We start from the raw sequence: 12,643 nt of genomic DNA, 5'->3' as shown, positions 1-12,643 counted from the left end.
ATTGCATTTTGCAATGGTGGCTTTTTGCGGCGATGCAAATTGCACGGTAAAACGTCGGGCACCCTTGCAAGGCGCCTGCCTACACTTAAAAAGCCCTGCGGACGACATGACAAAACAGGGCCCGGCCGTTAACATGCACGCCGTCTGTCGCACCGACAGATTTGTGTCCCAGTAGCTCAATTGGATAGAGCATCCCCCTCCTAAGGGGAAGGTTGGCAGTTCTTATCCGACATTGATTTTACTGCACATTGGAATGTCGCCGATTCTGGGGCATGCAGCGCAGAAGCACCGAACTCCACTGCACATTGAGACAGCTTCTTTAAGCTGCTGATTTTGCGTAGAATGTAGGTGTAGAGAAGTGGTAAATGTGATGTCCTCTTAGTTCAACGGATAGAACGAGCCCCTCCTAAGGGCTAGATGCAGGTTCGATTCCTGCAGGGGACACATTCTTCTCGCAGCTCACCTTCCGTGGGCGCATCTCACGAATTGGTTGCCTGTCTGAGATCTGTCCGGGTCTTTTCGTATCAGTTCAGAGTTTGAGCATCCCTCACATCAAACGTTTTCTAAACATTTATACATTTGGTGCCAAAGCCATTTGGCTCTGACCTGCTCCTGCTCCTGCTCCTGCTCCTGCCCTCGCTATTCTTATCTTCAAATCGTGCGCTTGGTAGAACACTCATCTTCGACGAGTACCATCTGCGAAATCTTGACTCTAACCTTGCACTGGCTCTGTGCCTGAGTGCTCGCGAACTACTGCGCAATAATCCAGCTCTGTTCTATGAAATGGCTGATCTTGTGAGGTCTGTCGACGAGGTGGACTGGGACGAAAGAGAAAGAGCGTTCAAGGCTGAGGCAATTGAAGGTTGGGCAACTCATCCTGTCGACGACACCCCTGCCTAGTGTTGATGAGCAAACCCGATCGTTGGCCTTGGTCAGTCTAGTGAGGCGGAAGGGCATCGAACTCCCGCCTTGGAGCCCTGATTTGCGGCAGTGGCAAGCACGGGTCGATCTGCTCCGTCATATGGATATCCAGAGTGGCCAATCCGCTAGCAAATGGCCTGATCTCAGTGATACCAATCACTGGATACACTGGAAGAGTGGCTGACGCCATACTTGGGCAAAGTCACGAGGCTCAGTCACTTCAGTCACCTGGATCTGCCTTCGATAGTCCGAAACCTCCTACCTTTGCCACTTCCGCAGGAACTGGAGGCTCAGGCACCTCAGGCGCTCCACGTGCCGTCAGGCTCCAATATCCGTATCGACTACCGCAGCAGCCACCCATCCTTGCCGTGCGGTTGCAGGAGCTCTTTGGCCTGGCAGAAACCCCTCGCATCGCCCTAGGCAAGCAGCTGCTGGTTCTGCACCTCCTGTCGCCGGCCCGCAGGCCAGTGCAAGTCACCCAAGATCTCGCGAACTTCTGGCGCACTACCTATGCATAAGTTAAGAAGGATCGCAAAGGAAGATACCCGAAGCATTTTTGGCCTGATGACCCATTGGTGGCTGATGCGACAGCCAGAGCCAAGCCCAGGGGGCCGTGAGTCTTCTTGCTGCATGAGGTTTTGGAAAGAAGTGGAGACGTGGTGGGCATAGAGCCGCTTGCCATGCTCCACAGTCCGGTGGGACAGTTTAGGAGTGGGATTCGCAATGAAAAAGGCGCTGCAGAAATACGCCAAAAAGCTTCAGAAGGACGCGGAAGTGGCCGTCATCAGGCGAATGATGTGGGTCGATATGGAAGCCCGCATCCGCAATATGTTCAAGGATGTCGAAAACTCACCCTACGCTCGTTGATATGGTGGTATGAGAATCCACAGTGAATTGCATCCAGATGCCAATGAAACACCCATGAACAAGCGATTGAATCATCTCCAGATCACCTGCATGTCAAGGCAGCTTGGGCTTTCGTGCGTCAAAGAGGTTGAGGAAGTCAGGGAGGCTGAAGGTGTCGACCAAAAAGTTAGGGTGATCAAGCGAAGTACCCACACAGAGCATGTTTCAGCAATGTGGTTCACGCAGACAGCTAGCGGTGGCCTCACAGTCTTCATGGCTCCTTACAAGTCTGACCTTATCTCGATGAAAGAGAAGGGAATAATAATTGGGATGTTCAAAGATCCCGTTCAACTGACCGAAGGTAAGCTCAGGCAGCTGTTCGCGAATTTTTTCAAATATCTGTCAATCACCAGTGCGCTTCATAACCACACTATATTGGATTACGCCTGGAGATTGCTGCTCATGTATCTCAACGTACGAAGCCGGAGAATTTGGAAGATTTTCGTTGCTATCAACGCGCTGCTTATCTTTGGCGGTGCGCTATTGACGATCTTGGGGTATTTCATAAATTCGCAAGCGCCATCACTGTAAGCATCCTCAGCACAGGCGTTCCGGACACCTCGCCGCCCGTGGACATCGTCTATCAGCCAACGGAACGTCTGTCGCTTTATGCGAGCTAATCGACGCCAAACTCACCATGCACAGCCGGCTGGAGGAGGGGGCTCGACTTGAAGGAGTGCCCATCATCAGCGGTTCACTCTGTTCGACATATCAGATTCGAGAAGTTCAACTGCGCGGGCTGGGGTTTGGTGGCGGGGTGTTCAACGCCGGGAAGCGCTGTGGAGATTCTGCCCACAGCAAAAAGTGCTAGTGGCTATGAACGTGCCGATCTGATGGTGTTTCCTGACCCGAACAAGAACGTGAGGCTGTCGTTCAACGCCCGGAATATCTTTAATAGCGTTTACATGGAAACGGAGGCGAGCGCTGGCACCTATTCAGGTGAACCCGCCTCGAGTGTGGCGACGGTCGCTGCGGGTTTCTGATACATATTGCGGAGCACGCGATTCCCTACCGAATGAGATCCGAAAGATCGAGCGGACGGTAGGGTCGAGTTGGACATCTGATAGGTTGAAATCTCATTCCTGCTCGGTCGTAAACGAAATACCAGCGATAACCTTCATTGCTAGATCGTGCCAGTATCCCGCGACTTTTTCTATGTCGGAAGGTTTGGGTGTGTGTGGCATTCCTAATGTCGCTAGCACGCCATGGGCACTGCTTTCCGTAATGTCGGAGCTCTCGAAAGACTCTACACTTTCAAGAAGCAGGGCCCAGAAAGTTACCTGTTCAAGATACTCATCCACATCTGCATTGATACTATAAGGGAACCGGTCAAGGTAGCTAGCATCAAACATGTCTGGTCTCAAAAACACTGAGCTCCGAGATTTTCTACAGTGAAAGAGTTTTACTTGGACGTGGATCAGAGTATTTTCCAAATCCTCCAACCCCCTAACAAAATTTTCACGCTGTTGTGAATAAAGAAAACTCCTGTAGCTTTTGAGTAAACGGGACATAAGGTTGGAGCTGAAATTTTTGAAGTGCGAGTCTAGTGGGAAGACTCCTGCGCGAAGAGAGTTTTCACGGTACATAAATTTGTAGAGGGCAATCTTATTGATAAGAGGTTCGGGATCTTTGTCGGCAGCAAATAGGTGATGGTAACGCTTCGTCAAGGCACTTTCCACAAAGTCAATGTGCTTGCAGAAATGGTCAAAGTGAGCGAGATATAGTTTTGTCTTGTTGTCCTGCTCAGTGTTGGTAATTTGAGTTAAGGTGTTTTCGATCTGTTTGCGAGTGTTTTCAATTTGTATAGCAGATTGGCGCGCGCCATGGAGCTTGCCTACCAATACGCTTAGAGGAATAGCTAATGAACAGATTGCAATTGGGAATTTGCTGATTCTTAAAAAATTCTCGTAACCAACTTCGCTGAAGTCAAGGCTGTAACCAATCCAAACAGGAATTGCCAAGGAAAGTCCTAGGAGTAAGGGTATGCCAATGGAAAGCCAAAATAAGAATTGTTTCTCTAGGCCTTGGGTAGGATCAAGCTGCAAACGCTTTAGCATATATTTCCCTATATTTTCGATTCATTGTGGGTTTGCGCTAGCGTATCATGGGCGCTGCGGTACCTGCCGAGTAGCCATGTTTAAGCCGGTATCCACGTTTTTGATGTCGCGTACTGTGATTTAGCGTACCTGATGGCAGAACCATCGTCACCAGAAAGGAAGCCCTGAGGGATGAGCAGCTTTTTAGGCGTGCCTGCCGGTCGGCTGTTGTGAATCAAGCCGCGCTGAGCACCTTGGCCCCTTTTGGCTTTCATCCTCAAGTATCTGGCGCGTCGGGCCGGCGCGCTCTGCTTGCTCTTTAACATCGTTTTAGAGGGCTACAGCTTCCATGCTTCTATAGTCTTGAAAAGCTTTTCAATTCGAACGGGTAAATCGCTTGCCGGGTCAAAGCTTTCATTAAATGAACTTGTCTCTACTTTAAATTGAGCGGCAATAGCTACCTTGGATTTGGTGGAGGTCTTTGTCAGCCTGGAGTTAACTAATTTATAATAATTATTAAGGAAGGTTGGTGGTAAGTAGCTTTCGATAGTATAGCCTTCGGTAACCCAGCAAAATCCTGTGTTTGAGTTGTGTTTAGTGATATCAGTCCACACCTGATACTTTACGCAGCGCTTGTTGATACATATGTCAGTACCGTCAGGTGCGCGTTGGAAGTCGAGATCTCGATCCATAATAACGATAGAATTTCTGTTGATACTGAATATGTCAATCAATCCAGGTGCCGCGCTTGATGTGAAGTGGCCGAGCGTCGATCCGCCGTAAAGCACGAACGAAAAGTCAAGATTTTCCACGGGCATTTTTTTACCGTGCATTGAGCACCATTCCGACAGCCAGTTCAATATATAGATTCGATCAGACGCCCCTTCGACCCATATCACACCATTCGCCTGGAACACGTCGCTAGGCTTAATACCTAGCCCTGCCAAAGCCCTTGCCGGGAATGTTAATTCCGCCAGCGCATAACCGTTGACCTCGAATAGTCTGGTATCTGGTACGGGCCAGCTTGATACGTCTATTAGCACAGAGGAGTGCGTAGAGATGAAAAGCTGAAGATTTTTGCGAATGACGATTTCAGAAACCCTAGCCATCATGAGCCTCTGAAGCGTTGGATGCAGGTGAACTTCAGGCTCTTCGATGACACATATCTGGTCATCGTCAACAGAATTCAGCCATCCCAACAGCCCCGCATACGCTCGCCATCCAGAAGGCAGCATCTTTATTGGGATGTGGTTATCTTGGCCCAAGTCATCGTTGAGAAAGACACCTAGAGTGCTTTTATCAATATATCTAATTGGATTGGCATGCTTGTAAGTGTCATTTTCATTCGGGGACCTAGTATATTCTACTTGGTCGGGCCGCAGTGGGTGTGGCGCAAGGCCAACTAGATGCTTGCCATCAATATTTAGCGCATTGATAATATTTTTGATGCGGACTCCGCGTTCGTCGTGTGTGGAACGGAAACTAATTTTTGCGTTTAGTTTTTCTATAACCTTTACGAGCTCTTTTGGCGGTTTTGACGCCTTGCTGTAGATGCTGCCCTCGAATAGGTATCTATTATCCTGTGTAGTGACGGATATGTATGTCCCAAATTCGTCGATGGCTAGCTTGTTAAATATTGAAGCCACCCAGGTTCCATTGTTAAAGTGGATGATGGATGTCGCCGCAGTAGTTGAGCGCATGTTTTCACGAGCAATCGTTTTTATAATATCAACATTCTTGAGTGCACGTACCATGTCCAACACAGTTGACTTGCCCCCTCCGTTGGGGCCGACAAAAATATTAATCCTTGAAGCTTCGAGTTGCGGAACATTACGCCGGTCGAGGGAGCTCGTCTGCATTATGTTATTCAGATGGAGTGTTCGGAGTCCTAGCAGGCCAAAACTTTTAATATGCAATTCTATATTCCTTTACTGGTTAAATAGGCAGGAGAAATTTATAGAGGGTTCTGGAAGTTTGCCTTAGAACGGTGCCGGTGTAAGTCTGCTGTTATGCAGGAATGTTGAATGGCGACGCTGGGAAGGCGCCTTGCACTCACGCGTCGAGGGGGTAGATAGATTATAAAGAATATTGATGGTCACTATAAATATGTGCGAATAGTTATTGTAGGTTTGTATCAGGTTATACTAAGACGACAGGAGTCGCTTACCTCGATAATGACTCTCAATCGTGTAATTCTCCGTTTATGAAAAACACATGATCATTGGCGATATCACGTCCGGGCTAATTAGCTTGTTGCCCTCTACTAAAATCCACACCCCTACCGGCCAAATTACTTGCAGAACCAGCAGTATGGTAAAGCTCAAGAATGCCCGAAGAAGGTATTCATGAGTCATTTTGATTCCGGTGACCTTTCTGTTCACCAGAGGGTAGTTGTAGAGCACAGCACTAGATAATTGCTTGGCCAGTGCAGCCTTCGGTGTCTTTTTGTTCCAGCTCTTTACTAATTCTCCAGGGCCTAGCTGAGCAAAGCCCGCGACCTGTAACGTACGGAACGCCCACGCTCCGGCTCTCAGCAAATAGGCGACAGCCCAACCAAAAATGAACAATCCAAGACAACCCAGCCATTTACTGGACTTATCACTCCACACGGTAGGTAACAGAGAGACCAGAACGGGAATCAGCGCAGTGATCGCAGCTAAGTAGATACCTGCCTTGGCATCAGCTCCCTTGCGACGGTCAACCTCTGCATCGAACAGACGACGCGATTCTTCCAGTACTACCTCACTGTCCTTAGACCAATTGCTCGCTTGGACAGATGAAGCTAGCTGACGCGCCCACTCATCATCCTCTACCTGCTCTTCTGATGTCAGGGGGATGAGGCTCGGCCACAACCATTGAAGGCGCTCCTTAAATTTTGGCAATCGTATTCCCCGTCAACTCATCCACGATTGCCGAGGCGATTGGATACCCTGTAAGGTTTTCTATCCAAGCCCACTGACCATTAGGGTTAATCTCCAAAAACCACAGCTTTCCTTTCCGATCACTTATCAGATCAATAGCCCCGTAGCGCAGACCAAGACGACGCACCAGCTCTACGCATTGGCTCTGTACCAATTCGGGAAGATTGATTTTCTCATGACGAAGATCTGGACGGCTTCCCTGTCGCCAATCGATCTCTGTTTCTGGGTTTTCTTGAGACCAAATTGCGGTAGCGAAGACTCGCTCACCGACCACAGTGACCCGTACATCGTATTGTTTAAGCACCTCAGCCTGAACAATGAAGGGGGCCATTGCGATGGCTTGAGCTTGGTCATCCTCAAGAATGCCCAATCGCGAGGTGAAAATGACTCGTTCTGTTTCGCCCGTCAGAACAGCCTGACGAAGCGGCTTTCCAATCGCCTGGCTGACTGTCGATATGGCTCGTGCTGAGGAGATGTCGTTCGTTATGGATGCTTGGGGAACAGCGAAGCCAATTTCTTGCGCGAGTAGAAGTTGCATTGGCTTGTCTTCAGCCATGAAGATCTTAGTTGGTGAGTTGAGCCACCGCCCCTCCAAGCGTGAATACAAACTTTTGAGAAAACTACTCCACTCCGCCTCGATATAGGCCCGCTCTCCTGCTTCCACTACTTGGTCAGATACAGCCGGCGCACCTGGTCTGCGAAAATAAGCACCTGAAATTTGCGAACCTTGAACCGTTTCCCCATCCAGTAATATAGACCATGCATCTCGAGGATATCCTGCCATCGTGCACAGTGCCTGTGGGAGCAACTCCGTGTTCAAGCGCATGAAAGGTTGGCCACGCCGGCGCAGCTCAGCCACAACATAATCCATCGTGATGTCACGACGATTGGTAACAAGCAGCAACATGAAGCGCTTCCAGGTCAGTCGATATAGTAACGAGTGTCCAGCCCGAAGGTAGGATCGCCGTTGTCGTCACGCTCCAACTCGACATTCGTCTTGGTAATCAACTCGAGAATTTGATTGGCCTCACACCGGTCGTCGCGTTCTGTATTCGCATCGGTCTTGGTCACAAGCTGCAGCAGGTGGTTGCTGGAATCAAAACTAAGTGCTTTGCTAAAGCTATCAGCGGACGATTGCCCTCGATAGCGAATGTGGTCGTCATCATCGCTCTCAACCTTTTGATAGGTTTTGGTCAACAACTCGACCTGCCAAGGGGTCTCATCATCTTGCTCAGCATTTACCTTGGTCTTGGTCATGAGCTCATTCAGAGCTCCATCAGCGATGATGGGGACTGCCCCAGCTGGCGAGTCAATCGCCCACATATTGAGGTCAGAAGAGTAATAGCCAGGGATTTTGTCTTCCCCAGTCCTCGGAGTGGCGAATCTCGAAAGATACGGCGAGGTTCCAGACAACCTTTCTAGAGCTCCCAAGCTGGCTTCTCCTAATACCGGCAAGTCGCGAAGGGCGACAATGGTTTGACAATACCATTTGGCCAGCATAGAGGTAAACGCGACCTTCTGGGATTGTGTTGATGGTTGTTAAATGCAGAAAGCGTCCAGGCCCTGAAGGCACAAGTTCCATCCCGAGTCGAACGTTGATGAGTGAAGATGAGGAGAACCTTTGTGACGGTTCCTCCTATGAAGGCTTATCCCTTTTGCCAATACCGTTGAACAGTCGATGTCGACAAACCCAGTTCACGCGCAGCTTCGGCTTGTGTCATGCCTCGCTTTTTCAGTTCAACAACGGCACTCACCTTCTGAGCATCCGCTCGAGTTCCTCGAGATCGTTTTTTCAATGCGCCGTCTTGAATCTGATCCTCCATGAATTTAAGGCCGCCCGACTCGATGAAGCCTTGAAGCTCTTTCTGCGCATTTTTTATCAAATGTTCAGGAGCCTCTTTGTCACGGATCGCCAAGCACAACGCCAATAGAGTCAGAAGGTTGATATCGAGCGTTTCGGCGATCTTGACTAGGGTAGGTAGCGTCGCCTGGATTTTCCCTTGCTCGAGCAAGCTAAGGTTGCTCTGGCTGATGGTTCCCGCCAGGGCCTCATAACCCAATCCTTTCATTTGCCGGATGGCGCGCAGCGTGACGGCTAGCTCTTCCTTCACGTTCAGTTTCTCAAAATGAAGGATAGAGCCATACTCGCATTGGCCCACCAAATATCTCTAATTGTTAATGGTGGGATATTTGCTTATGATGGCCATTCAACAGGATGCATAGCGCCAAGGAATCGCGTGCCTTTCGGCAGCATCCCTATCCGGTTGCCCGATGCATGAGCAGGGTCAATCGAAGGCTGCCTTACGCTGAGCTTATTCAGAGCTTGGCAGGGTTTGAAATAGGGTTTATCCGCAGTGTTTGTAACCAATAGCAGCAATTTGCAGGGGCAGTTTAGAACTCCGGACAGCATTCGAATGCTCTGGAAATCGGTCGATATCAGTCGGTGCGAGTACTCGTTTCTGATTGAGGGAATGGGATTAGAGGATGGTGGCTTTAGCCCGGTTGCTCACCTCGTTACGGATGTGAAAACCGTTCAGATGATGCGTGCAGCGGAGCAGGGTGAGTTCCTGATCGTGACGAACATCCATCTCATACTTCCACCCACAAAGAGCGAGCAGGGGTCATACGCAATGGAGCTTCTCTCTGAAATTCGCATCCAGCCCGGCACTGAGGAAAACCCCGTCTACGAGTTCATCACTGGAACGGGCCATATCTACACCAGTGCACGCACGTGATGGTTCAAACACTGGAGGCGCCATGCCAGTAACTCTTGATGAGATTGCTCAGTTTTTTTACGGAAGTGGGGAAGTCGTTCTTGGTTGGCATGGCGAGCAAGAAGAATTAATAGCGCTCGCTGAAAGGACTTTTCCGGGGAAGCCTTTCTGCCTAGTGAAGCAATGGATCATCGCTGATCTCCAGCTCACTCAGGCGGAGCAGGATCGACTCGCATCAATGGGGCTCCTACCAAATGCTGTCTACTCCCATGAGGTCGTCATGGACAGCCGCCGACGTTTTTCTCCCGGCCACTGGGTGCGCACCAATTTCGGAATTTCGCATGATCACCCGTGCTTGTTTGAAACCAAAAGCACGGTCTACCTGTTGCTTGGTGATGGGTTAAGGAAGCCAGCAGCACTTAGTACCGTTTTTTCGTTTCGAGCGTAACCGACTCAACACTTTCACCCACGCTGCCATTCAGGCAGCGCGATTAGCTACGCCTTTAAAAATTGCAGGAGCACGTTTTGATTCGATTTGATTGCCGGCAGGTTACTGGAGTGATCGAGAAGCCACGAGTGATTGCCACCGAGCAGGGGACTGTGACCGCGCGCATCGTTATCGATGGGCAAGTGTTGCCGAGTGTTTTGCTGCCAGGAAAGATTTTTGAAGAGATTGAGGCGGGGGAGCGAGTGACCCTGTACGGCATCTTTACGAAGAAAAAGGACAAGACTGAGAACAAAGCCATCATCTACGCAGTAAAGGGTTCGAGCGGCAAGCTTGTCGCGGCTAAGCAGTACCAGATCAAAGTACCGGTTCTAATGCTAGTTGCAGCGGTACCCTTGATGATTGCGGTGGCCGTTGCTGGTTGTTTCATTTCGCCTTATCCGATCCACCTCATAACGGGTAGCGTCAACCCGAGTTATCTCGTTCCGGCGACGTTTAAGGCTGCGGCTTGGGAAGGAGTCGCTGCTGGCGTGTTCATGGTTGGATGTGCGATCAACTTTATTCGAAAAAGTAGCCAACCGGAAAGCTGGACGGTGATCGATGCTGCGACGCTTTCTCAGCGCTTCAGTAAGGCGTTTAAGTAAGCGCTTCATAGCAAGTCGTCCCCTGTGGTGAAGGCTTTCTAAGCGAAGGAGAGGTGGCACGTGGAGACCGATGATTTCGAGCGCGAACGACGTCGCAAGGCAGTGGCTGAGGTTCTTGCTTGTCAGGTACTCGATGGTGTGAGGCCTTCCTCTTCGCACCTTGCTGAGATGCAGCGATATGCGGATGGCCTAGTCAGTCTTGACGAGCTACTGACGGAGTTGATTGAGTGCCTACGGCAGTGCTCTCCACGGTAAGAAGCTAACGTCCAGGAGGGCCGGCTTTGAGAGATCTTTACCATGCTTGATTCGAACTTCCTGACAAGCAGCCGGCTGGCGCCGAATGATCGAGTTCTATTTCTCGATTTTGATGGAGTGCTGCACCCAGACGACGTTTACCGTACCCGGAGTGGTTTGGTGTTGCGTGCACCCGGACACCTCATGATGCATGCCGGAATCCTTGTAGAGATACTGAAGGAATTTCCTAAGGTCAAAATCAGCTTATCGACCAGTTGGGTGCGCATCCTCGGTTACCGCCGTGCCCGCGCTGCGTTACCGCCAGAGTTGCAGGCTCTCACCGTGAGCAGTACATGGCACTCAAGGATGCCCAAGGCTCCGTTTGAGGGCTATGACATGCAGAGCCGCTATCAGCAGATCCGTGCTGCGGTAACTAGGGCCCGCCTGACGAATTGGCTCGCCCTGGATGATGATCCTTTTGAAAGTTGGCCAGATCATGATCGACGTTTAATTCGCACAGATCCTGACTTGGGCCTTAGCTCAGTACCGAACCAGGAGGAGCTATGGCTCAAGCTGAGAGCCATTATGGGGACGTAAAACACTCCCCGAAACGCTTTGGAATTGCTGCTAAGGCATGAGTTTATTACTTCAGTACCCGTATTCGTTTAGCAATTTGCGCAGGAATTCGCGCCGCCTTTGAGTGATGCACAGAATGAGGAAATCACGCTCGTAGTCCTTGGTCGAGAGGTGCCCGGCATCTACAAGGCCATGGATATAGCCTTCCGCTTTACCTCTCGCTTCGAGGAGTGCCTCTATTGTGGTGCTTTGAAATATGTCTTCAGCCAGCAGTCGCCACCGCTTCTTCTGGTACAGCCCGACTGTGCCGTCGGAAAATTTCGGTGCGTTGATCAGGTTGTTGAAATCGACACATGCGTCAGGTGCGTTCAAGGCGGACTCTCAGTATTGATAACTGAGCGAACGCTATCATGCGCATGTTAAGTCGCTTGCTGTTGGCTGGTTTACGTAGGCGCTGTCGCGAAGGAACGATTTCAATGATCGCGCAGGCTTTCGATGGCGGCTTTGAAACCTGGAGTTCGATATGGGGCACCTCAGCCTAGACGACATCTACCCCGATGACGTAGAAAAGTATGGCCATATGCGGGTGGGATTGACCGACCTCTACGTAAAAGAAAATCACGCCACTTATGGTGTGGTTACGCGTGGCGAATACCGCGAGCTGACCAGTAGGTTGCTGCGTGATGAAACGGTGCAAGTGATCATCAGCGCCAAACTCGCCGCATTGCCAGAGGACTACGATCCGTGGATCTGGAGGATCGAACGAAATCGTGCTTTACACGCTAGGTATGGGGACAAATTCGATCCCTGAGGAGACGACTGAAAGCGCCCGTCCCGCTGGTGGGATTGCCGCATCCCATTTCCTGATTGAACGTGTTGCGGAGTTAAGGCTAAACGCCGGAAAACTCGCCTATCCGCCTCATCCTTTGGAACCTGCCTTGGGGAACAAATTCTCCCTAGGCGAGAGCAGCTAACTGGCAAGCTAAGGCGCACCTCCTTCATAGATGTATTGATCTGAAACGAGCTGCAGCATCTCAAACCCAATTACACACTCGTTTAACGATGCAAGCTGGTGCCGGTGCGCTCGCGGAGTGAGCGTCTGCGGACTCGGGCGAGTCTGATAGCGGTAGAACTTGCCGAGAAAATGGGGATTCGGGGATCCTGTTTGGAGCTATACAGTTCCAGCTTTCTTTAGTCGTCAGGTCGGAATCTTGCGATTGGCAGCTTTCGGCCAAAAGCAGTCATT

Annotated in this window: 16 protein-coding genes, 2 tRNA genes and 1 pseudogene; 12 read left to right on the top strand and 7 right to left on the bottom strand. The window is 50.3% G+C overall.

Annotated elements, in window-relative coordinates; translation table 11 throughout:
- Positions 1-165 precede the first annotated feature (165 nt).
- The 6 genes and pseudogenes from PDR5_RS29750 to PDR5_RS21720 all read left to right on the top strand — a co-directional run bounded on the left by PDR5_RS29750 (position 166) and on the right by PDR5_RS21720 (position 2,810).
- Positions 166-273: transfer RNA gene (locus tag PDR5_RS29750), tRNA-Arg, on the top strand.
- 99 nt (positions 274-372) lie between these two features.
- Positions 373-444 (top strand) — tRNA-Arg (locus tag PDR5_RS21730).
- A 669-nt stretch (positions 445-1,113) separates the two neighbouring features.
- A pseudogene (locus PDR5_RS30550) lies at positions 1,114-1,439 on the top strand (ATP-dependent helicase C-terminal domain-containing protein).
- A gap of 205 nt (positions 1,440-1,644) precedes the next feature.
- A complete protein-coding gene (locus tag PDR5_RS29745; protein WP_156669357.1) occupies positions 1,645-1,788 on the top strand; it encodes a hypothetical protein in 144 nt (47 codons plus the stop codon).
- A gap of 54 nt (positions 1,789-1,842) precedes the next feature.
- Positions 1,843-2,358, top strand: coding sequence for a hypothetical protein (locus PDR5_RS21725; RefSeq protein ID WP_064598784.1), 516 nt, complete (start codon positions 1,843-1,845; stop codon positions 2,356-2,358).
- Between the two features lie 248 nt (positions 2,359-2,606).
- A complete protein-coding gene (locus PDR5_RS21720) occupies positions 2,607-2,810 on the top strand; it encodes a TonB-dependent receptor (RefSeq protein ID WP_064598782.1) in 204 nt (67 codons plus the stop codon).
- Between the two features lie 93 nt (positions 2,811-2,903).
- On the opposite strand, the gene PDR5_RS21715 is transcribed toward PDR5_RS21720, so the two are convergent.
- The 6 genes from PDR5_RS21715 to PDR5_RS21690 form a co-directional block, all read right to left on the bottom strand.
- Positions 2,904-3,884, bottom strand: a complete 981-nt coding sequence (locus PDR5_RS21715; protein ID WP_064598780.1) for a hypothetical protein — start codon at positions 3,882-3,884, stop codon at positions 2,904-2,906.
- A gap of 317 nt (positions 3,885-4,201) precedes the next feature.
- Positions 4,202-5,722, bottom strand: a complete 1,521-nt coding sequence (locus PDR5_RS21710) for an ATP-dependent nuclease (RefSeq protein WP_237233745.1) — start codon at positions 5,720-5,722, stop codon at positions 4,202-4,204.
- Between the two features lie 342 nt (positions 5,723-6,064).
- A complete protein-coding gene (locus PDR5_RS21705; RefSeq protein WP_237233743.1) occupies positions 6,065-6,745 on the bottom strand; it encodes a hypothetical protein in 681 nt (226 codons plus the stop codon).
- Positions 6,732-7,691 (bottom strand): hypothetical protein, encoded by a 960-nt coding sequence (locus PDR5_RS21700; protein WP_064598774.1) that lies wholly within the window; start codon positions 7,689-7,691, stop codon positions 6,732-6,734. The genes PDR5_RS21705 and PDR5_RS21700 overlap by 14 nt, the downstream gene beginning before the upstream one ends.
- Positions 7,692-7,705: 14 nt before the next feature.
- A complete protein-coding gene (locus tag PDR5_RS30250; protein WP_237233742.1) occupies positions 7,706-8,284 on the bottom strand; it encodes a hypothetical protein in 579 nt (192 codons plus the stop codon).
- A gap of 146 nt (positions 8,285-8,430) precedes the next feature.
- A complete protein-coding gene (locus PDR5_RS21690) occupies positions 8,431-8,895 on the bottom strand; it encodes a helix-turn-helix transcriptional regulator (protein ID WP_237233741.1) in 465 nt (154 codons plus the stop codon).
- 303 nt (positions 8,896-9,198) lie between these two features.
- On the opposite strand from PDR5_RS21690, the gene PDR5_RS21685 reads away from it, so the two are divergent.
- The 5 genes from PDR5_RS21685 to PDR5_RS21670 all read left to right on the top strand — a co-directional run bounded on the left by PDR5_RS21685 (position 9,199) and on the right by PDR5_RS21670 (position 11,418).
- Positions 9,199-9,519 carry a hypothetical protein gene (locus PDR5_RS21685; protein WP_064598772.1) on the top strand — a complete coding sequence of 107 codons (321 nt, stop codon included), beginning with the start codon at positions 9,199-9,201 and terminating at the stop codon, positions 9,517-9,519.
- 22 nt (positions 9,520-9,541) lie between these two features.
- Positions 9,542-9,946, top strand: a complete 405-nt coding sequence (locus PDR5_RS21680) for a DUF6957 family protein (RefSeq protein WP_064598770.1) — start codon at positions 9,542-9,544, stop codon at positions 9,944-9,946.
- 77 nt (positions 9,947-10,023) lie between these two features.
- On the top strand, positions 10,024-10,587 hold the full coding sequence (locus PDR5_RS21675) for a hypothetical protein (RefSeq protein ID WP_064598768.1): 564 nt from the start codon (positions 10,024-10,026) through the stop codon (positions 10,585-10,587).
- Between the two features lie 60 nt (positions 10,588-10,647).
- On the top strand, positions 10,648-10,842 hold the full coding sequence (locus PDR5_RS30545; protein ID WP_172829503.1) for an antitoxin VbhA family protein: 195 nt from the start codon (positions 10,648-10,650) through the stop codon (positions 10,840-10,842).
- 42 nt (positions 10,843-10,884) lie between these two features.
- Positions 10,885-11,418 carry an HAD domain-containing protein gene (locus tag PDR5_RS21670; RefSeq protein ID WP_064598766.1) on the top strand — a complete coding sequence of 178 codons (534 nt, stop codon included), beginning with the start codon at positions 10,885-10,887 and terminating at the stop codon, positions 11,416-11,418.
- 51 nt (positions 11,419-11,469) lie between these two features.
- Here the strand turns inward: PDR5_RS21670 and PDR5_RS21665 are convergent, their stop codons facing one another.
- Positions 11,470-11,769 carry a hypothetical protein gene (locus PDR5_RS21665; protein ID WP_064598764.1) on the bottom strand — a complete coding sequence of 100 codons (300 nt, stop codon included), beginning with the start codon at positions 11,767-11,769 and terminating at the stop codon, positions 11,470-11,472.
- A 151-nt stretch (positions 11,770-11,920) separates the two neighbouring features.
- Here PDR5_RS21665 and PDR5_RS21660 point away from each other — a divergent pair, with 151 nt between their 5' ends.
- Positions 11,921-12,208, top strand: coding sequence for a hypothetical protein (locus tag PDR5_RS21660; protein WP_064598762.1), 288 nt, complete (start codon positions 11,921-11,923; stop codon positions 12,206-12,208).
- Positions 12,209-12,643: the final 435 nt, after the last annotated feature.

The sequence above is a fragment of the Pseudomonas sp. DR 5-09 genome, from assembly GCF_001655595.1.
GTDB lineage: Bacteria > Pseudomonadota > Gammaproteobacteria > Pseudomonadales > Pseudomonadaceae > Aquipseudomonas > Aquipseudomonas pharyngis.
This window is presented reverse-complemented; position numbering and strand designations above follow the sequence as displayed.